This window comes from Streptosporangium jomthongense, from assembly GCF_042650425.1.
Taxonomy (GTDB): domain Bacteria; phylum Actinomycetota; class Actinomycetes; order Streptosporangiales; family Streptosporangiaceae; genus Streptosporangium.
Genome location: NZ_JBHSBC010000032.1, coordinates 1 through 18,531 on the forward strand (window position 1 = coordinate 1; position 18,531 = coordinate 18,531).

Sequence of the window (18,531 nt, forward strand, 5' to 3'; positions counted from 1 at the left end):
CAGGGACACGCTCTTCGAGCCACCGGTCGCCGTCACCGCGCCCGGCTTGCCCGGGGCGGTCTCGGTGCTGCCGCCACCGCAGTCGGCGCCGTTGAGCTTGCAGTTCAGCGGTACGGAGTTGGCGCCGCCCGGGGTGCCGAGGAAGCCGAAGCTCACGCTGCTGCCGCTGGAGACGCTGCCGTTCCAGCCGACGTTGCTGAAGGTGATGTGCTGGCCGTTCCTGGTCAGCGTGGCGTCCCAGAACGAGCCGACGCTGACACCGGCGGGCAGGTCGAACTCGACCTTCCAGCTGCTCATGGCGGTGCCGCTGTCGTTCTTGATCGTGTACTTGCCTTCGAAGCCCGACCCCCAGTCGCCGACCTTGACGAAGGTCGCGGTGGCCGAGGCGGCCTGTGCTGGGAGTGCGACCGCCGTCGCCGCCGCGGCGAGGGCCGCCGCGGCGACGAGCGATCCGGCTATGACGCGAAATCTCACGTTAACCTCATGCATTCGGTGGGGGGGTGGCCGTACGGCTCGCGCTCCTTTTTGGGGGGTGCTCCTCTGCAGGCGGCGAGGAGGCGGAGCGCAAGCCGTACGGCGGGTAGGGCGCGGTCCCGGGGCCGCAGGAAGGCCGGGTCCACGCCATGGTTCAGCGCAGGCCGTCGCCCGGCACGCCGAACGAAGAGGCGCCGTCGCTGGTCGTCTCTTGGTTCGCCGTACCGGTCGCGTGCCCGATCTTCCGGTGTTCACCGGTGATGACCGGCTGTACGCCGACCCGCGGAGTCCGGCCGACGGTGTGTTCGGCCCGTGCGGACGCGCGCGGATCGCCCGGGGTGTTCCGCGTGGCCGCGTCGTTACGGCTCACGCTGGTCGAAACGCTGGTCGAAACGCTGGTCAAGGCGATGATGGAGCCGAGATGCCGCCCGTGACCGGTGGGCGGCGTGTTCTCGCGCCGGGTTTGCCGGTGCGCGGGAACCGCGATGGTGACATCCTTGGGCGTGTGCCCGCCCCGTGGCCCCGACCACCGGCCGCAAGGCCGGACGAGGGTGGCGGTGGTGGTGCCACCTGGCGCGAACGCCCCGTGCGGGGAGCTTGCAGCCTCAGTCAGGACGAGTAAGGGAAGGGTACGCCACATGATCGCTCCCTTGACAGGGGAACCTGGGGGGTGGAGTCGTCCGAACGGCCGGACCTTCACATGGTGATGACTGCCGTCTTGGCGTTCTCGCAGCTCGCGATCGATCAAGGCGGTGGGGGGCGCACCATCGTCGTCTCGTCTCCTCATTTCTTTTAGGAAAGTTTCCTAAGAGTTGTCGCGATCGTAGCCTTGACAGAGATTTGCCACAAGGCCCAAAAGCTCAAGGATTCAACGATCCAGCTAGGCACGTTCCAAAATCTGCCCTCCTTTCCGCCTCCGCGCGCCGGTCACTCCTCGCCGAGCACCTGTGACAGCGGTTTGCGGGTGAGATCGGGAACCTCCGCGTCGTGGGCCGCGTAACCGACCGGGAACAGAATGTAAGGGCGCTCACTGCCGGGACGTCCGCAGATCTCGGTCAGGAACGCCATCGGGTTCGGGGTGTGGGTGAGCGTCGACAGACCCATCTCGTGCAGCGCGGCGATGAAGAACCCGCACGCGATGCCGACGCTCTCGTTGACGTAGTAGTGCTTGACCCGGGTGCCGTCGGGGCGGACGCCGTACTTCTCCGCGAAGCAGACCACCAGCCACGGCACCGTCTCCAGGTAGCCCTTGTCCGAGGTGGTCTCCAGGTGGGCCAGGGCCTCGCGCCACTCGGCGGTCAGCCGGCCGCCCTCGTAGTTCTGCCGCTCCTCGATCTCGGCGGCCTCCCTGATCCGCTTCCTGGTCTCCGGGTCGCCGACGACGATGAACTTCCAGGGCTGCTGGTGCGCCCCTGACGGCGCGGTGTTGGCGGCCCTGATCGCCAGCTCGACGCACTCGCGGGGCACGGGCTCGTCACTGAAGAAGCGCACGCTCCTGCGCCGGTCCATGTGCTCGTAGAACCTGCGGCCCCGTTCCACCATCTCGGCCTCGGGGTACCGCGTGGGCCGGTAAGGAATGAAAGGGTGGGAATGCTCGCGTGCCATTTCTCCTCCATCTTTGCCGTATATGCCATATATGCAGGCGTAGTGTGATTGGCAGTCCCAGACTGGGCAACACACCCGCCGTTTCACTGCCAGATCGTCAGTGAAGGGCACGGCGCGCACTTCGGAGGTGGACAGATTGGCAGCCCGGCGGAACGGCCTGGACGAGCTCGACCGCAAGGTGCTCCACCTGATCAGGGAACGCCCGAGGACCGGGCTGCTGGAGATCTCCCGCCTCCTCGGCGTCGCCAGGGGCACCGTCCAGGCCCGCCTCGACCGGATGGTCTCCGACGGGGTGATCACCGACTTCGGCCCCAACCTCTCCCCCCGCGCGCTGGGGTACCCGGTGCAGGCCTTCACCACGCTGGAGGTCGAGCAGGTCTCCAGGGCCGAGATCTCCGCCGCGCTCACCGCGATCCCCGAGGTCCTGGAGGCCCACATCGTCACCGGCCCCGGCGACGTCTGGTGCCGGATCGCGGGCCGCGACCACGAGCACATCCAGGAGGTCATCGACGAGACCCTCACGATCCCCGGCGTACGGCGCAGCAGCACGGTGATCACGTTGTCCACGGTCGTCCCGCACCGGGTCCAGCCCCTGGCCGACCGAGGCTGAGACACCGGTTCCCGGGAACAGCCGGCCCCCGGCGGGCGATCCGGAGGCGGGCATTCCGGCGGCGGAGGCGGACCGCCGAGCCGCCGACCGGGCCGGGGCCAGGAAGGGCTGTGACAGGACGAACGGCGGGCCGCCGCGACGGCCCGCCGTACCGGACTCCGGTCTCAGGCGGCGCTGAACCCGCCGAACAGTGCCAGCGCAAGCCCGAGGGCGACGACCACGTTGACCAGGGTCGCGGCGGCGAAGACCCCGACCGGGCGCCAGCCCGCCTCCCGCAGCGAGGCGACCCTGAACTCCAGGCCGATGCTGACGAAGGCCAGGATCAGGAACCAGACCCGCAGGTCGTTCACCTCCCCGATGACCGCCTTGGCCTGCGTGACGGCGACCGTGCCCTGCCACCAGGTGGCGATCACCGAGGCGGCGACGAAGCCGAGCACGAACTTCGGGAAACGCCGCCAGAATTCGCCGAGACCCGGCCCGCGCGTGCCGGGGCGCCGCTCGACCCGGAAGGCGAAGTAGGCGGTCAGCCCGATGGTCACGACGCCGATCAGCGCGTTCTGGGTGACCTTGACGATGCTCGCCACCGCGAGCGCGTTGTCTCCGACGATCGCGCCCGCCGCCGTCACCGCCGCGGTGGTGTCGATGTTGCCGCCGATCCACGCCCCGGCGACCTCGTCGCTGAGCCCGAACACGCCCGCGAGCCAGGGCAGGACGAAGATCGAGGGCAGCGCGAAGGCGATCACCAGACTCGCGCTGTAGGCCAGCTGCTCACGCCTGGCCTGTACGGCGCCCGCCGCGGCGATGGCCGCGCTCACCCCGCAGATCGAGACCGCGGCCGACAGCAGCGCGCGTAGCCGTTCCTCAAGGCCCAGCCTGCCGCCGAGCCACCAGGTGAACAGGAACACCGAGGTGATCAGCACGATCGCCTGGACGATCGCGGGACCGGCGGCCGTGACGATCACCCTGAGGTTGATCGAGGCGCCCAGCAGGACCAGGCCCGTCTTGATGAAGAACTCGGTCCTGAAACCGCCGGACAGGCGCTCTCGCACCCCGGCCAGGGTGAGCACGGCGTTGCCGGCCAGCCCGATGACGATCGCGTAGACCGGGTACTCGACGGTGGCCGCGATGTTCCCGAGCGGGGTCCCCTTGAGCAGCTCGGGGACGTTCTGGTCCAGATAGCGGGTCGCCGCGGCCAGCAGCAGCACGACCAGGACGCCCGACAGCGCCCATCCGGCGCCGCCCTGACGCCGGGACACGACGTTCGTCTCCTCGATGCTCATCAGGGCACCAGCCCTACGGGGATCACGCCGACGAGGACCAGTGCCAGCAGCACCAGGCCCACGATCGTGGCCGCCCAGTCCTCGTTGACCGCCGTGCGGCCCTCGCTCTCCACCGCGGTCTCCGCGGGGGTCTCCACAGGGGGATCGGTCTCGCTCATCTCACGACCTCACTCGTCGTCCGACGTCACCCCCGAGTCATTTCCATGGTAATTCGATAGGAATTAAAGGTAAAGCGGTACGACGCGTGGCGGTAGCGTGTGACGGGTCACGCAACGTCCCCCTGGAGCACGACCATGTTCTTCGGCATAACCGACATATGGACTTATGTCCTCGGCGCCTTCTTCATCATCCTGTTGCCCGGCCCGAACTCGCTCTACGTGCTCACCACCGCCGCGCAGCGCGGCGTACGCCAGGGATACCGCGCGGCCGCGGGGGTGTTCATCGGCGACAGCGTCCTGATGGTGCTCGCCTCGGCCGGGGTCGCCTCACTGCTGAAGTCGACGCCGATCCTCTTCAACGTCGTCAAGTACGCCGGCGCGGCCTACCTGGCGTGGATCGGCTTCCAGATGCTGCGCGGAGCCTGGCGCTCCTGGCGGACGCCACAGGACGCCCAGGCGGCTCAGGCGGCCCAAGGGGCCCAGGGAGCGCAGGCCGGGCGGACGACGCAGGCCGCGTCCCGGCGCGGTGGGGAGAACCCCCTGCGCAAGGCCCTCGTGATCAGCCTGATGAACCCGAAGGCGATCCTGTTCTTCATCTCCTTCTTCATCCAGTTCGTCGACCCGGCCTACGGCATGCCCGCGCTGTCGTTCCTGATCCTGGGCGTCATCTGCCAGGTGTTCAGCATGCTCTACCTGTCTCTGCTGATCTTCGGTGGAACGTTCCTCGCCGCCCAGTTCAGGACGCGCCGCAAGCTGGCCGCCGGGCTGACCACCGGGGTCGGCGCGCTCTTCCTCGGCTTCGGCGCGAAGCTGGCCACGGCCTCCATGGGCTGACGCCTCCCCGGCCCCGGCGGGACGGCTCGGGCACTCACCCGGCTCGGATACGGTGAATCGCCGTCCGGCACGGGAGTCTCCGTCCCCCGATCCGAGACGGGCGGCGGCCGTCCCCTGGGGAGCGTCATGAGCCATCCGCCCGTCGTCCTGCCCCGCCTCACCGCCCTGGTCCGGCAGGCCGTGCCCAAGCTCCTCGAAGGGGTGGTCGCCCCCCTGGCCGTCTTCTACGCCGCGCTGGCCGTGCTCGGGCTCAACGGGGCCCTGATCGCGGCGGTGAGCTGGGTCTACGCGGGGGTCGGCTGGCGCCTGGTCCGGCGGGTCAGGGTGCCGGGGACGATGGTGCTGGCCGCCATCGCGATCACCGTGCGGGCGCTGCTCGGGCTGTGGAGCGGAAGCGCGGTGGTCTACTTCCTCCAGCCGGAACTGGGCACCATCTGCATCAGCGTGGCCTTCCTCGCCTCGGTGCGGCTGAACCGGCCACTGGCGCAGAAGCTCACCCTCGACTACATCCACCTGCCCTCCGCGGTGCTCAGGCACGAGCGGGTGCGGCGGTTCTTCGCCCGGATCACCCTGCTGTGGGCCTTCGTGCTGCTGGCCAACTCCTCGGTGAGCATCTGGCTCCTGCTGCACGAGTCGATCGGCACCTACCTGCTGGTCCGCACCGGCGTCGTCGCGCTGATCAGCGGTCTCGCCGCGGCCGTCTCCGTCTACGCCTTCCGCCGCGTCCTGCGCCGCCTGCACCACGACCCGGCCCCCGCCTGAGCCTTTCCCTCCCCGCCGGGGAAACCGTCCTCGTCTGAGCCACGAAGACAGGGGCAGGGAGGACCTCATGGACATCGCGGAAAATCCGAAACGCTGGCTCGTGCTGCCCGTCTTCATCCTCGCCCTCGCCCTGGTCGCCGCGGCCGGGGCGCTGGCGGCGGGAGACGCGGGCGGTGAGTACCTCATGCTCGACCGCCCCGCGTGGGCACCGCCGCGGTGGCTGTTCGGTCCCGCGTGGACGGTGCTCTACGTCATGATCGCGCTGTCGGGCTGGCTGGCCTGGTCGGCGCGCGGCCTGACCCCCGCGCTCGGCGTCTACGCCGTCCAACTCGTCCTCAACGCGCTCTGGACCCCGCTGTTCTTCGGCGCCCACCTGTACGGCGTCGCCTTCGCCGAGATCGTGGTGCTCTGGGGGACGATCGTGGCCACCGTCGTCATGTTCCGGCCGATCAGCCGCCCCGCCGCCTGGCTGCTGGTGCCGTACGCGCTGTGGGTCACCTACGCGGGCGCGCTGAACCTGGCCGTCTGGCTGATGAACTGACCCCGCCGCGCGGGATCTCCCGCCGGAACAGGAGGGCGCATGACGAAAGTAGGGGGTCACCACGACCGAACGCGGGATGTGCCGACCGCCCTCTGCTTCCTAGGGTCGAGATGACGCGCCCCTGAGGGGCCCTCAGGGGGCGCTCCCCGAAAGCTCGGGGACTCCCCCTGATGCCCGACATGCGGGCCGCCCGGCACCGTGCTGTGTGCGGTTCCCGACACCTACAGGAGTGCGGCTGTGACACAGGCCATCCTCGACGCCGTCCACCAGGCGATGTCCTCGCCGTGGATCTATCTGGCGCTGTTCGCGCTGGCCATGCTCGACGGCTTCTTTCCCGTGGTCCCCGCGGAGACGGCCGTCATCACGGCCGGTGTCTTCGCCGCCTCGACCGGCGCACCCAGCCTGTGGCTGGTGATCGTGGTCGCGGCACTCGGAGCGTTCGCGGGCGACCACATCTCGTACGCCATCGGGCGCACGACCAACAGCCGTCTGAGGGGCGGAAGGCGCAGCGGCAAGGCGATCGCCTGGGCGGAACGGGCCCTGGCCGAACGCGGCGGGCTGGTCCTGGTCGTGGCCCGTTACATCCCCGCGGGCCGGACCGCGTGCACCCTCACCATGGGCGCCGTCGCCTACCCCCGGCGCTCCTTCGCCCTCTTCGACGCCCTGGCCGCCGTGTCCTGGGCGATCTACTCGGGGCTGATCGGCTTCGTGGGCGGCGCCGCCTTCGAGAACGACCCGATCAAGGGGCTGCTGCTCGGCCTCGGCATCGCCCTGTCGATCACGGCGGTGGTCGAGGTGGTCCGCTTCACCCGGCGGCGCCGTACGGCCGAGCGGCACGAGCGGACCGCGGCCGGGGTCCGCGACTGACCCCTACCTCCTTTCCCCCGCGCCCGCGGGGAGGGAACTCCGTCACCTCGGAGAAGGCCGTCGCTCCGGCCACGAGGCCCTGACGGCCCCCGAGCCCGACCCCGGGGAATTCCCCGGGGAGTCAGGGAGAACCCCGATGGTTCCGGGGTCCGTGCCGCGAGACGCTGCCACTGGTTCACCGGAAGACCCCAACCGGTCGCCTCCTTGAGGTGTCTCGGCCATCTCGCCATGTCTTCATCTGCAGTGGAAGGAGTGCGCATGACCGTGTTGGCCGTCGGCCTGGCGTTGCTGGGATCGCTGTTCTTCGCGCTCGGAGCCGCGTTGCAGCAGCACGAGGCGGCCGGTGCGGAACGACCCACGATCGGCCGTCTGTTCCGGCGCCCGCGATGGCTGCTCGGCGGGCTGTCCATCGGGGTCGGGACCGGCCTGCACGTCCTCGCCCTGAGGTACGGCCCGCTCACCGTCGTCCAGCCGATGGGCGTGGCCAGCCTGCTGTTCGCCCTGCCCTGCGCCGCCGCCCTCGGCGGTCGCAGACCCACGTCCCGTGAACTGTCCGCCGCCGCGGTGATCGCCGTCGGGCTCGGCGGCCTGGTGCTGGTCGTGCCCCAGGGCACCGGAGACCCCCACCTGAGCACGACGGGGGTGGTGGCCCTGCTCGCGGGGGCGGCCATCACCGCCCTGGCCCTGTGGGCGGCCTCCCGGCGGACCTCTCCGGCGGGACGGGCCGGGCTGCTCGCCATGGCCGCGGGCGTGCTCTACGGGGCGACCGCCACCCTCACCAGGGTCCTGGTCTACGGCGACTGGGACCTCTGGCTGGTGCTCGCCGTACCGCTGCCCTGCCTGGTCGCGCTGGTCCTGCTGCAGCACGCCTACGCCGCCGGCCACTTCGGCGTCGCCTTCGCCGCGCTCCAGGTGGCGGACCCGCTCACCGCCGTCGTCTTCGGAGCCCTGCTGCTCGGTGAACCGCTGCCGACCGGCGCGGTGAGCACGCTGACCGCGCTCGCCGCCGCCTGCCTCACCGCCGCGGGCACGGTCGCACTGGCCCGTACGACCCCGCTGTCCCCCAACGTCCGATTAGATCGATGAAGGAGTATCGATGGTCACCTCAGCCGCCCCGATCCTCGCCCCGTCCCCCCTTCCCCAGAGGCCGAGACGGGTTCTGATCGCCACCGACACCTACCCGCCGGACGTCAACGGCACCGCCTACTTCACCCACCGCCTGGCCTGTGGCCTGGCCGGGCGGGACAACGAGGTCCACGTGATCTGCTGCTCCGACGAGGGCCCGGCCAGGACCGAGTCCCTCGACGGGGTGACCGTGCACCGGCTGCGCTCGGCCCCGCTGCTGGTCCACCCGACCATGCGCGTCTCCCTCCCCTCCAGGCTCGACCGGCTGGTACGGCACATCGCCCCCGACGTGCTCCACGTCCAGGGACACTTCGTGGTCGGCAGGGCCGCGATCTCGGCGGCCAGGCGCGGCGGCGTCCCGGTGGTCGCGACCAACCACTTCATGCCCGACAACCTCTTCCAGTTCGCGCACGTCCCCGGGCCGCTGCGGGAGCAGGTCGCCCGGCTGGCCTGGCGCGACTTCAACCGGATCTTCTCCCGTGTCGACCGGGTCACCACGCCGACCAGGATCGCCGCCGGGCTGCTCACCGACCGGGGCTTCACCCGCTCGGTCGAGGCCGTCTCCTGCGGCATCGACCTCGCCCGCTTCCACCCGCACGCCGAGCCCAGGGCGTGGGCGCGCAAGGCCTTCGACCTGCCCGACCGGGACACGGTGCTGTTCGTGGGGCGCCTGGACGAGGAGAAGCGGCTTGAGGACCTCGTCCGCGCGCTGCCGTACGTCCTCAACGAGACCGACGCGCAGATCGCGCTGGTCGGCACCGGCGGGCAGCGGGCGGCACTGGAGCGGCTGGCGCACCGGATCGGGGTCGGCGACCGGGTGATCTTCCTCGGTTTCGTGCCGGACGAGACGATCCCGCAGGTGTACGCCGCGGCGGACGTGTTCGCGATGCCCAGTGTCGCGGAGCTGCAGAGCATCGCGACGCTTGAGGCCATGGCGACGGGCCTGCCGGTCGTCGCCGCCGACGCGATGGCCCTGCCCCACCTCGTACGGCCCGGCGAGAACGGCCACCTGTTCGCCCCCGGCGACGTGCGGGGGCTGGCCAAGCACCTGGGCGACCTGCTGCGCAGCCCGCAGGCGCGCGCCTCCATGGGCGCCGTGAGCCGCTCGATCGCGCTGACCCACGACCACCAGGCCTCCCTGGCCAGGTTCGAGGCGATCTATCAGGAGGTGGCGCGGTGAGCGCGGGCGCCCTGGGCAGGGGCGCCGTCGGCACAGGAAAGGAAAGCGAAGGAACCGTGAAAGAGGAGAACGCGGGCGCACGCGCCGTGTGGCGCTGGCCGGGGGTCGCGGCGGCGCTGCTGGCCGTCGCCGCGACGCTCTACGCGCACGTGGCCGCGGGCCAGGTCGATCCGATGACGACGTTGATCAGCGACTACGCGCTGCTGGGCGCCAGTGCCCCGGCGATGGTCCTCGGCACGATCGCGCTCGCCGTCGGCTCGGTCTGGGTCTCCTACGGCCTGGCCCGGGTGGACCCGGCGCGCAGCGCCGCCGCCCGGGTTCTGTTCCTGGCCGGGGCCGTCGGCCTGCTGCTGACCGCGGCCTTCACCACGGACACCGCCGCCGGGACCCTCTCGGCGGGCGGGGAGATCCACCGCTGGTCGGCGGCCGTGGTCTTCACCGCGCTGCCCTGCGCGGGCTGGCTGCTCGGCAGGAGGTTCAGGAACCCGCTGCTCTCGGTCGTCAGCGCGCTCTCGGTGGTGCTCCTGGCCGCCTTCCTGGCCGCCCACCCGGGCTCGCTGGTCTCCTCCCTCATCGACGGCCCCGGCTACTACGGCCTGCTCCAGCGCCTGCTGGTGCTGAGCGACGCCCTGGTCGTCCTCCTCGCCTCCCTCGGTCTGGGCGGCAGAGGTGAGACATCTCGCGTACCGACCCTCGGGGTACCTACGCTAACGTAGGTTACGGTTCCGTAGTCTGTGAGGGAGAAGACCGCAATGCGCGAGTTCAGCCAGACCGAGCTGTTGCTTGAGCTTGAGCCCGTCGTCGCCGGGGAGCTGGACCGGCATCACAAGGTGGCGAAGGAGTGGTTCCCCCACGAATACGTCCCGTGGTCCGAGGGCAGGGACTTCGACGGCGTGCTCGGCGGCGAGGCCTGGGTCGAGAACGACTCGAAACTGCCCGAAGAGGCGCGCGTCTCCCTCATCGTCAACCTGCTGACCGAGGACAACCTCCCCAGCTACCACTACGAGATCGCCACCGCCTTCGGCCGCGACGCCGCCTGGGGCACCTGGGTGCACCGGTGGACCGCGGAGGAGGCCCGGCACGGCGCCGCCCTGCGTGACTATCTGACGGTCACCCGCGCGGTCGACCCGGTCGCCCTCGAACGCGCCCGCATGTTCCACATGGAGGAGGGGTTCACCAACTCCTACGAGGGAGTGCTCCACTCACTGGCCTACGTCTCCTTCCAGGAGCTGGCCACCCGGATCTCGCACCGCAACACCGGCAGGGCCTCCGGCGAGCCGAACTGCGAGCGGCTGCTGGCCAGGATCGCCGCCGACGAGAACCTGCACATGCTCTTCTACCGGAACCTTCTCGACGCCGCCTTCAAGCTGGCCCCGAGCCAGACGATGCGCGCCGTCACCGACGTGGTGACCACCTTCCAGATGCCGGGGACCGGCATCGAGGGCTTCAGCCGCAAGGCGATGATCATCGCCAACGCCGGGATCTACGACCTGCGCCTGCACATCGACGACGTCCTCATGCCGGTGCTGCGGCAGTGGGCCGTCTTCGACATGAAGGACCTCGACGGCGAGGGCGAGAAGGCCCGGGAGGAGCTCGCCGAGTTCCTCGCCCGTCTGGAGGTCTCCGCCTCCCGCTTCGTCGAGCGCCGCGAGGCCCGCCGCGCCCGCGAGGCCGCCCGCTCCTGAACCTTCTCGCGCCTTCCGCCGAGGGCTCGGGAAGCGGCCCCCGGCGGAAGGACGCGCGGATCAGGACTTCGCCAGGTCCGCGAGCGGGACCCCGGGGTCGGCGAGCCGCTCGGCGTCCACGGCGACGCCCGAGCGGATCAGGTTCTGCACCGGGCCGATGCCGTCGTCCCACAGGTTGACGTGCATGCCCGCCACGACGCGGCCCCCGCTGAGCCAGAAGGCGTAGAAGGCCTGTTCCTCCCGCTCTCCCCTGACGACGACGGAGTCGTAGCCGCCCGGCTCGAACCAGCCGGAGAACTCCATGCCCACGTCGTACTGGTCGCTGAAGAAGTAGGGCGGCCTGTCGTAGACGACCTCCTGGCCCAGCATGGACCTGCCCGCGGCGAGGCCGCCGTTGAGCGCGTTGGCCCAGTGCTCGACGCGGACGCGGGTGCCGTACAGGGGGTTGAAGGCGTTGGCCACGTCACCGGCGGCGTAGACGTCGGGGTCCTCCGTGCGCAGCGCGGCGTCGACCAGGACCCCGTTGTCCACCGGCAGACCGGACAGTACGGCCAGCTCGGCGTTGGGCCGCACGCCCACGCCGACGATCACGACGTCGGCCGGAACCTCCGCCCCGTCGTCGGTCGCGACGGCCCTGACGCGCCCGTCACCGAGGACACCGGTCACCTGACGGCCGAGCCTCAGGTCGACCCCGTGCCGCCGGTGCAGGTCGGCGAAGAAACCGCCCATCTCCGGCCCGAGCGCGGCCTGCAGCGGCACCGGGCGTGGCTCGACGACGGTCACCTCGCAGCCGTACTCGCGGGCCGCCGCCGCCGTCTCAAGGCCGATCCAGCCCGCGCCGACGACGACGACCCGGCCGCCGCCCTTGATCGCGTCACGGAGCCGCTGCGAGTCTCCGAGGTCACGCAGGTAGTGCAGGCCCTCAAGGTCGGCGCCGGGCACGTCGAGGCGGCGCGGAGAGGCGCCGGTCGCGAGCAGCAGCTTGTCGTAGCCGATCTGCCCTCCGCCGTCCAGCTCCAGCCTGCGCGCGCCCCGGTCGAGGTCGGTCACCTGGCTGCCGGACACCAGTTCCACGGAGTGCTCGCGGTACCAGGCCTCGTCGTGGACGTAGACCTTGGCCTGGTCCTCCTTGCCCAGGAGATAACCCTTCGACAGCGGAGGACGTTCGTAGGGCAGTTCGGACTCGGCGCCGACAAGGGTGATCCTGCCGTCGAAGCCCTCCTCCCGCAGGGACTGGGCGGCCTTCGCGCCTGCGAGGCCCGCCCCAACGATGACGTACGTCTGCTCGGTGGTCATGCTCCTCTTCTTATCGGATTACCGCCCCGCTATCGATCAGTTGGCGTGATCCGTCTCCACGGCGGCGTTCCCCCTTATTTCATCACTTGTTGACTTTCTGGTCGCACCGACCTACGTTTACGGGAGAAAGACACTGATCACCGCCCGTGGCCTTGTGGAGGCTCGCCGATGTCCGCCAGCCCGTTGATCCTGCCGTTCTCCGACATCGGAGCGGAGGCGCTCCCCCTGGCCGGCGGCAAGGCCGTCAACCTCGGCGTGCTCACCAGGGCCGGTTTCCCCGTCCCGCCCGGGGTCTGCCTCACCACACGGGCCTACCGCGCGGCCACCGAGGGGGCGGGCCTCGGCGACGTGCTCGACGCGCTGGCCACGACCCCCGCCGGGGACGTCACGGCCCTGAACGAACTGGCCGCCAGGGCCCGCGCCCTCGTGCTCGCCGCCCCGGTGCCCCCCGAGGTCGCCGAGGCCGTACGGCACGGCGTGCGCGGTCCCGGCGGTCCCTCCGGCCCGGTCGCCGTGCGCTCCTCGGCGACCGCCGAGGACCTGCCGCACGCCAGCTTCGCCGGGCAGCAGGACACCTACCTCAACGTGGTGGGCGAGGAGGCCGTGCTCGACGCGGTCAGGCGCTGCTGGGCCTCGCTGTGGACCGACAGGGCGGTCGCCTACCGGGCGGCCAACGGCGTCGACCACCGGTCCGTCCTGCTGGCCGTCGTGATCCAGGAGATGGTCTCCTCCGAGGTCGCCGGGGTGATGTTCACCGCCAACCCCGTCACCGGCAGGCGGCACGAGGCGGTGATCGACGCCAGTCCCGGGCTCGGCGAGGCCGTGGTCTCCGGCTCCGTCAACCCCGACCACTTCGTGGTGGACGTCGCGACCGGCCGGATCACCGGGCGGCGCCCCGGCGACAAGCTGCTGGCCGTACGGCCGCTGCCCGGGGGCGGCGTCGAGCATGTCGGCCTCGGGGACGGGACGGGGTCGGCCTGCGTCACCGACGACCAGGTCAGGGCGCTGGCCGCGCTGGGCGGGCGGGTCGAGGAACACTACGGGAGCCCGCAGGACACCGAGTGGGCCATCGACGCCGACGGCGCGCTGTGGCTGACCCAGTCGCGCCCGATCACCACCCTCTTCCCCGTCCCCGAGAGCGCCGCGGCGCGGGCGGAGGGCGGCCCCCGGATCTACTTCTCCTTCAGCGTCGCGCAGGGCGTCTACGCGCCGTTAACCCCGATGGGCGTCTCGGCCTTCCGGCTGATCTCCTCCTCGATCTCGGCGCTGGCGGGGAACCCCGTGGCCGACGTGACCGCCGGGGCCCCGCAGCTGACCGAGGCGGCCGGGCGGCTGTTCCTCGACGTCACCGGCGTCATGCGCGGACGGGCCGGTCGTGCGGTCGTGCCGCGCCTGCTGGACGTGATGGAGGCCAGGTCGGCGGTGGTGCTGCGCGGTCTGTTCGACGACCCCCGTTTCGGGGTGACCCGGCGCTCCGTGCTGCCCGCGCTGCGGCGGGTGCTGCGGATCGCGCGCCGCTTCCGCGTCCCCTCCAACGTCGTGCGGGCCGTGCTGAACCCCGGGGCCACGCGGGGGCGGGTCGAACGCCTCAGGTCACGGCTGCGGGCCGAGCTGGCGCCGCTGCCGGAGAGCGCCACCCCGCTTGAGCGGCTCGACCGGGTCGAGCGGACGCTGAGCGCGCGGACCGTCCCCCTGCTTCCCCACGTCGTGCCCGGCCCCATCGCCGGGTTCGCCATGCTGGGCCTGGCCGCCCGTCTCCTGGGCGGGCGGGCCCGGCCCGGGGAGCTGACGACCGTGCTGCGCGGGCTGCCGCACAACGTCACCACCGAGATGGACCTGGCCCTGTGGCGGCTGGCGGGCCGGATCAGGCGGGACGCCGACGCCGCCGCCCTGCTGCTCACCGTCCCCGCCACCGACCTGGCCCGGCGCTTCCACGACGGGACGCTGCCGCGGACGGTCCAGCGGGAGCTGCGGGAGTTCCTCGCGGTCTACGGCGTCCGCGCGGTCGCCGAGATCGACCTGGGGGTGCCCCGCTGGTCGGAGGACCCCACGCACGTCCTGGGCGTGCTGGCCAACTACCTGCGCCTGGACGACCTCTCCCAGGCTCCCGACGAGGTGTTCGCCAGGGGCGCCGCGGAGGCGGCCGTCATGATCAGGACACTCGCCGCCCGGGCCGGTGGCCTCCGCGGGCCGCTCGTCCGCTTCGCCCTCGGCAGGGCGCGGGCCCTGGCCGGGCTGCGTGAGCTGCCCAAGTTCCTCGTGGTGACCGTGCTGGCCGCGATGCGCGCCGAACTGGCCGCCGTCGGGGCCGAACTGGCCTCCCGCGGCGTCCTCGACTCCCCCGGCGACGTCTTTTTCCTGACGATCGGCGAGGTCAGGGCCCTGCTGTCTGCCCCGCCCGCCGACCCCGCCGGTTCCCTGGCGCTCGTCGCGGAACGGCGCGCCCAGGCGGACCGGGAACGGCTGCGCAGGCACCTGCCCAGGGTCGTGCTGTCCGACGGCACCGAACCCGAGGCCGTCGCCACGGCGGAGCCGGTCGACGGCGCGCTGACCGGGACCCCCGCCTCGGCGGGGACGGTGACCGGGACGGCCAGGGTCGTCCTCGACCCCGTCGGGGCCCACCTCGAACCCGGGGAGATCCTGGTCTGCCCCTCGACCGACCCCGGCTGGACGCCGCTGTTCCTCACCGCGGGCGGCCTGGTCATGGAGATGGGCGGGGCCAACTCACACGGCGCCGTGGTGGCCAGGGAGTACGGCATCCCCGCCGTCGTCGGCGTCGCCCACGCGACCGAGCACGTCGTCACCGGCCTGCGGATCACGGTCGACGGCACCTCGGGAACGGTGACCACGACCTGAGGCGACCTGAGGCTCATCCGCGCAGCACCTCCGCACACCACCCGAGGCCCGTCACGGCCCGGTCGACCAGCGCCTGGTCGGCGAACTCGTCCGTGCCGAGCAGGCCGAGCAGGGCGAAGGTGTCGGCGGCGTAGGCGGTGATCGTCCGCTCGTCGGCCGGTTCGCCCCCGGCCTGGCCGTACCCCGCGAGCAGCGGCCCCTCCAGCAGGCCGTAGGCCCTCATCCGGCCGAGTTCGGCGGCGGGGTCGCCCATCGTGCAGTTGGACAGGTCGAGCACCGCGACGAGGTCGTCCCCGTGGAAGCACAGGTTCTCCCTGCGCAGGTCCATGTGGAGCAGCCGCAGCGGCGCCCGCCCGGCCCGCTCCCCGGCCACCGTCGTGGCCGCCTCGACGAGCGCCCGGTGCCCGTCGAGGGGGACGCGGGCGGCCAGCGCGCCCACCCGGATCTCGATGCGCCTGGCCATCGCCTCCGGGGCGCAGTCGGCGCCCAGTCCCGCGCGCCGGGACGCCGGGACGTCCGCCGTGTGGACGCGCGCCAGGACCTCACCGAGGCGGCGCAACCGCGTTTCGCCGAGTTCGGCCGCTCCGTCGTCGGGGACGAGGTCCAGGAGCATCCACGACCGCTCCCCCTCACCCCGGGCTCGCCGCCACCCCCTGAGACCGGCGACGGGCACGCCCGCCCGGGCGAGAACCCCGTGCGCCAGGACCTCGCGTTCGAGGACGGCCCCGAAGTCGACCGTCCCGTCGTAGGCCGTCGGGGTGACCTCCCGCAGCGGCACCCTGAGCACGAACCGCCGTTCGCCGTCCGCCTCGACGAGCAGCGCGGCGTAGTCGGCGCCCCGGCGCCAGGGCGAGATCACGCACCCCGGCGGCAGCCGGTCGGCCAGCTGCCGGGCCATCCGCCCGGCGAGCCGTTCCTCGTCGGGAATCTCCAGACCGCGCAACACGACATCCCCCCTGTCCCCGTTCCCCGCCCGATTGTAAGAATCGGCTCGGTGGGTCGCCTCGGGAAAGGACCGTCACGTGTCCCGTGATCGGATCGCCGTGCTCGGCGAGTGTGTCGCCGACGCCTTCGTCACCGGTACGGCGCCGGGAGGCGGGCTCGCCCTGCGGGTCCTGCCCGGCGGCGGTCCCGCCAACACCGCCGTGGCCCTGGCCCGTCTCGGCACGCCCGTCCGCTTCCTCGGGCGGATCTCCCGTGATCCCTTCGGGGAGCTGTTCCGCGCCCACCTGGACGCCTCCGGCGTCGATCTGACCGGCTGCGTGAGCGCGCAGGAGCCCAGCGTCCTGGCCGTCGCCACCCTGGACGAGGCGGGACGGGCGGCCTACTCCTTCCACGCCGAGGGAGCGGCCGACTGGCGGTGGAGTGCGGCGGAGCTGACCGGCGAGCGGGTCGGCGACGCCGTCTGCCTGCACACCGGCTCCCTCGCCCTGGTCCACGACCCCGGAGCGGGGCGGATCGAGGAGCTGCTCGCGCGGGCCGCCGCCGGGGCGACCGTCTCGATCGACCCCAACGTACGCCCCGGCGTCGTCCCCCTTGAGCGCTACCGGGAGGCGATGCCCCGCTGGTGCGCGCTGGCCGACGTCGTCAAGCTGAGCCTCGACGACCTGGAGCTGATCCGCCCCGGTGAGACGGCCGAGCGCGCCTGCGACGCCTGGCACGCCGCGGGTGCCCGGCTGGTCGTGGTGACCCTCGGTCCCGGGGGCGCGCTCGTCTCCCTGGACGGCCTGCGCGTGAGGGTGCCCGCGCCCGCCGTACGGGTCGTGGACACCGTCGGGGCCGGTGACTCCTTCACCGCCGCGTTCCTGCACCGGCTGCGCGCGGACGGCCTGCTCGGCGGGCGGCTCGACGCCCTCGACCTGGACGCGGCCGGGCGGGCGGCGGCCTTCGCGGCCGGGGCCGCCGCCCGCACCTGCTCGGTTCCCGGAGCCGACCCTCCGTGGGCCGGTGACCTGTGAGCCCCGCTAGCTCCTCGGTCCCGTGGAGAGGGCCTCGGCCCGTTCGCGCCCGCCCGGCAGCAGGCGGGCGAACCACTCCGAACGGCTGGCGATCAGCGGCCCGAACAGCGCGAGGATGAGCACGTATCCGGCGATGAACGGCGCGAGCCTGCCGTCGAGCCCGGCGGCCACGGCCATGGTCGCCAGGACCAGGGCGAACTCCCCTCGGGAGAGCACGGTCAGTGAGATGTTCACCGCCTGTGTCGCGCCGAAGGAGTTCATCCTGGCGGCCAGTGCCCCCGCCGCCACGTTGAACACCAGGGTGAGCACGACCGCGATGGCGACGGGCCAGGCGACGGAGAGCATGTCCCCGGGCTCGATGGACAGGCCGAACGCGAAGAAGAACAGGGCCGCGAAGGCGTCCCTGAGCGGATGGACGAGCCGGCGGATGCGCGGCGCGGCCTTGGTCGAGCTGAGGATCAGGCCGATCATGAAGGCCCCGATGGCGTCGGAGACGCCGAGTTCCTCCGCGACGCCCGCGGTGAGGATCGCCAGTCCGGTGAACATCACCACGAGCAGCTCGTCGTCCTTGGTGGTCACGAGCCTGTCGACCAACCGGGTGCCCCACCTGGCCAGCGCGGTCAGCGCGATCAGGAAGGCGAAGGCCTTGCCGAAGGAGAGCGCGGCGGCGGCGAAGGAGTCGGCACCGCTGAGCACCGGCTGCAACACCGCCAGGTAGAGGGCGAGGAAGATGTCCTCGACCACGATGATTCCCAGGATGAGGCGGCTCTCCGGGTTGCCGATCCGCCCGAGGTCGACGAGCAGTTTGGTCGCGATGGCCGAGGAGGAGATCCCGACCACCCCGGCCAGGACCAGCGCCTCCCTTGTCCCCCAGCCGAGGGCGAACCCGAAGATCAGGCCTCCCCCGACGTTGAGCAGGATGTAGACGGTCCCGGCGAGCGCCAGCCTGCTGCCGCCCGCGATGAGACTGTCGAGGGAGAACTCCAGGCCGAGGTAGAACAGCAGGAAGATCAGGCCGAGCGTGGCGATGACCTTCAGGTCGGCCGGGTTCTCCACGAGGGCGAGCCCGGGGGTGTGCGGCCCGAAGATGATGCCCGCGAGCATGAACAGGGGGATCGTCGGCAGTCCGATCCGGCCGCCGAGCCTGGCGATGATCCCGGCGGCGAGGAAGGAGCCGCCGAGGGCGATGAGAGCGTCACCCAGTGCCACGGTGGCCTCCTTCCGGCCTGATTCCGGGCATGGTGAAAGCGCATTCGTAGAACATGAAAAAACCTCCGTCGGACGATCTCGATCTGGTGCG

19 protein-coding genes are annotated in these 18,531 nt (G+C 71.8%); 11 read left to right on the plus strand and 8 right to left on the minus strand.

The genetic code is table 11. From position 1 onward, the window contains the following. From ACFOYY_RS25555 to ACFOYY_RS25565, 3 genes are all read right to left on the minus strand, one after another. The coding region (locus ACFOYY_RS25555) for a cellulose binding domain-containing protein (protein ID WP_386192788.1) at positions 1–474 on the minus strand (474 nt) is incomplete at its 3' end. A gap of 154 nt (positions 475–628) precedes the next feature. Then, the gene (locus tag ACFOYY_RS25560) at positions 629–1,114 is read right to left on the minus strand and encodes a hypothetical protein (RefSeq protein WP_352009482.1); all 486 of its coding nucleotides are present in this window, start codon (positions 1,112–1,114) and stop codon (positions 629–631) included. Positions 1,115–1,401: 287 nt separating this feature from the next. Next, positions 1,402–2,079: a nitroreductase family protein gene (locus ACFOYY_RS25565; RefSeq protein ID WP_352009483.1), complete on the minus strand. Its 678-nt coding sequence runs from the start codon at positions 2,077–2,079 to the stop codon at positions 1,402–1,404. Positions 2,080–2,206: 127 nt separating this feature from the next. Between ACFOYY_RS25565 and ACFOYY_RS25570 the strand changes: the two genes are divergently transcribed. Next, positions 2,207–2,689 carry an Lrp/AsnC family transcriptional regulator gene (locus tag ACFOYY_RS25570; RefSeq protein ID WP_352009484.1) on the plus strand — a complete coding sequence of 161 codons (483 nt, stop codon included), beginning with the start codon at positions 2,207–2,209 and terminating at the stop codon, positions 2,687–2,689. A gap of 164 nt (positions 2,690–2,853) precedes the next feature. On the opposite strand, the gene ACFOYY_RS25575 is transcribed toward ACFOYY_RS25570, so the two are convergent. Continuing rightward, positions 2,854–3,969, minus strand: a complete 1,116-nt coding sequence (locus ACFOYY_RS25575) for a YeiH family protein (RefSeq protein WP_352009485.1) — start codon at positions 3,967–3,969, stop codon at positions 2,854–2,856. After that, positions 3,969–4,127 carry a hypothetical protein gene (locus ACFOYY_RS25580; protein WP_352009486.1) on the minus strand — a complete coding sequence of 53 codons (159 nt, stop codon included), beginning with the start codon at positions 4,125–4,127 and terminating at the stop codon, positions 3,969–3,971. Before ACFOYY_RS25580 ends, ACFOYY_RS25575 begins: the two co-directional genes overlap by 1 nt. 135 nt (positions 4,128–4,262) lie before the next feature. On the opposite strand from ACFOYY_RS25580, the gene leuE reads away from it, so the two are divergent. From leuE to ACFOYY_RS25620, 8 genes are all read left to right on the plus strand, one after another. Beyond that, positions 4,263–4,961, plus strand: a complete 699-nt coding sequence (gene leuE, locus ACFOYY_RS25585; protein ID WP_386192793.1) for a leucine efflux protein LeuE — start codon at positions 4,263–4,265, stop codon at positions 4,959–4,961. A 126-nt stretch (positions 4,962–5,087) separates the two neighbouring features. After that, the gene (locus tag ACFOYY_RS25590; protein WP_352009488.1) at positions 5,088–5,723 is read left to right on the plus strand and encodes a VC0807 family protein; all 636 of its coding nucleotides are present in this window, start codon (positions 5,088–5,090) and stop codon (positions 5,721–5,723) included. Between the two features lie 67 nt (positions 5,724–5,790). After that, positions 5,791–6,264, plus strand: a complete 474-nt coding sequence (locus tag ACFOYY_RS25595) for a TspO/MBR family protein (protein ID WP_352009489.1) — start codon at positions 5,791–5,793, stop codon at positions 6,262–6,264. A gap of 237 nt (positions 6,265–6,501) precedes the next feature. Next, a complete protein-coding gene (locus tag ACFOYY_RS25600) occupies positions 6,502–7,131 on the plus strand; it encodes a DedA family protein (protein ID WP_352009490.1) in 630 nt (209 codons plus the stop codon). 258 nt (positions 7,132–7,389) lie between these two features. Then, positions 7,390–8,217 carry a DMT family transporter gene (locus ACFOYY_RS25605; protein WP_352009491.1) on the plus strand — a complete coding sequence of 276 codons (828 nt, stop codon included), beginning with the start codon at positions 7,390–7,392 and terminating at the stop codon, positions 8,215–8,217. Between the two features lie 10 nt (positions 8,218–8,227). Next, entirely contained in the window at positions 8,228–9,436 is a 1,209-nt protein-coding gene (locus tag ACFOYY_RS25610; RefSeq protein WP_352009492.1) for a glycosyltransferase, read from the plus strand. Positions 9,437–9,492: 56 nt separating this feature from the next. Beyond that, complete coding sequence (locus ACFOYY_RS25615) at positions 9,493–10,152, plus strand: DUF998 domain-containing protein (protein WP_386192798.1); 660 nt, start codon at positions 9,493–9,495, stop codon at positions 10,150–10,152. 36 nt (positions 10,153–10,188) lie between these two features. Next, on the plus strand, positions 10,189–11,121 hold the full coding sequence (locus ACFOYY_RS25620) for an acyl-ACP desaturase (RefSeq protein WP_362776889.1): 933 nt from the start codon (positions 10,189–10,191) through the stop codon (positions 11,119–11,121). 60 nt (positions 11,122–11,181) lie between these two features. Here ACFOYY_RS25620 and ACFOYY_RS25625 read toward each other — a convergent pair whose 3' ends face one another. Beyond that, positions 11,182–12,417, minus strand: coding sequence for an NAD(P)/FAD-dependent oxidoreductase (locus ACFOYY_RS25625; protein ID WP_386192801.1), 1,236 nt, complete (start codon positions 12,415–12,417; stop codon positions 11,182–11,184). A gap of 168 nt (positions 12,418–12,585) precedes the next feature. Between ACFOYY_RS25625 and ACFOYY_RS25630 the strand changes: the two genes are divergently transcribed. After that, positions 12,586–15,273, plus strand: a complete 2,688-nt coding sequence (locus tag ACFOYY_RS25630; protein ID WP_386192804.1) for a PEP/pyruvate-binding domain-containing protein — start codon at positions 12,586–12,588, stop codon at positions 15,271–15,273. Between the two features lie 13 nt (positions 15,274–15,286). Here ACFOYY_RS25630 and ACFOYY_RS25635 read toward each other — a convergent pair whose 3' ends face one another. Further along, positions 15,287–16,219 carry a phosphotransferase family protein gene (locus ACFOYY_RS25635; protein ID WP_386192807.1) on the minus strand — a complete coding sequence of 311 codons (933 nt, stop codon included), beginning with the start codon at positions 16,217–16,219 and terminating at the stop codon, positions 15,287–15,289. A 76-nt stretch (positions 16,220–16,295) separates the two neighbouring features. On the opposite strand from ACFOYY_RS25635, the gene ACFOYY_RS25640 reads away from it, so the two are divergent. Continuing rightward, positions 16,296–17,231, plus strand: a complete 936-nt coding sequence (locus ACFOYY_RS25640) for a carbohydrate kinase family protein (RefSeq protein ID WP_386192808.1) — start codon at positions 16,296–16,298, stop codon at positions 17,229–17,231. Between the two features lie 6 nt (positions 17,232–17,237). On the opposite strand, the gene ACFOYY_RS25645 is transcribed toward ACFOYY_RS25640, so the two are convergent. Further along, positions 17,238–18,440 (minus strand): cation:proton antiporter, encoded by a 1,203-nt coding sequence (locus ACFOYY_RS25645; protein WP_386192811.1) that lies wholly within the window; start codon positions 18,438–18,440, stop codon positions 17,238–17,240. Positions 18,441–18,531: the final 91 nt, after the last annotated feature.

Excerpts from the sequence above, each read along its gene's own strand:
- ACFOYY_RS25630 (WP_386192804.1), top strand. The coding sequence starts at position 12,586 with ATGTCCGCCAGCCCGTTGATCCTGCCGTTCTCCGACATCGGAGCGGAG.
- ACFOYY_RS25580 (WP_352009486.1), bottom strand. The coding sequence starts at position 4,127 with ATGAGCGAGACCGATCCCCCTGTGGAGACCCCCGCGGAGACCGCGGTG.
- leuE (WP_386192793.1), top strand. The coding sequence starts at position 4,263 with ATGTTCTTCGGCATAACCGACATATGGACTTATGTCCTCGGCGCCTTC.
- ACFOYY_RS25560 (WP_352009482.1), bottom strand. The coding sequence starts at position 1,114 with ATGTGGCGTACCCTTCCCTTACTCGTCCTGACTGAGGCTGCAAGCTCC.
- ACFOYY_RS25575 (WP_352009485.1), bottom strand. The coding sequence starts at position 3,969 with ATGAGCATCGAGGAGACGAACGTCGTGTCCCGGCGTCAGGGCGGCGCC.
- ACFOYY_RS25625 (WP_386192801.1), bottom strand. The coding sequence starts at position 12,417 with ATGACCACCGAGCAGACGTACGTCATCGTTGGGGCGGGCCTCGCAGGC.
- ACFOYY_RS25620 (WP_362776889.1), top strand. The coding sequence starts at position 10,189 with ATGCGCGAGTTCAGCCAGACCGAGCTGTTGCTTGAGCTTGAGCCCGTC.
- ACFOYY_RS25565 (WP_352009483.1), bottom strand. The coding sequence starts at position 2,079 with ATGGCACGCGAGCATTCCCACCCTTTCATTCCTTACCGGCCCACGCGG.
- ACFOYY_RS25605 (WP_352009491.1), top strand. The coding sequence starts at position 7,390 with ATGACCGTGTTGGCCGTCGGCCTGGCGTTGCTGGGATCGCTGTTCTTC.
- ACFOYY_RS25595 (WP_352009489.1), top strand. The coding sequence starts at position 5,791 with ATGGACATCGCGGAAAATCCGAAACGCTGGCTCGTGCTGCCCGTCTTC.
- ACFOYY_RS25590 (WP_352009488.1), top strand. The coding sequence starts at position 5,088 with ATGAGCCATCCGCCCGTCGTCCTGCCCCGCCTCACCGCCCTGGTCCGG.
- ACFOYY_RS25610 (WP_352009492.1), top strand. The coding sequence starts at position 8,228 with ATGGTCACCTCAGCCGCCCCGATCCTCGCCCCGTCCCCCCTTCCCCAG.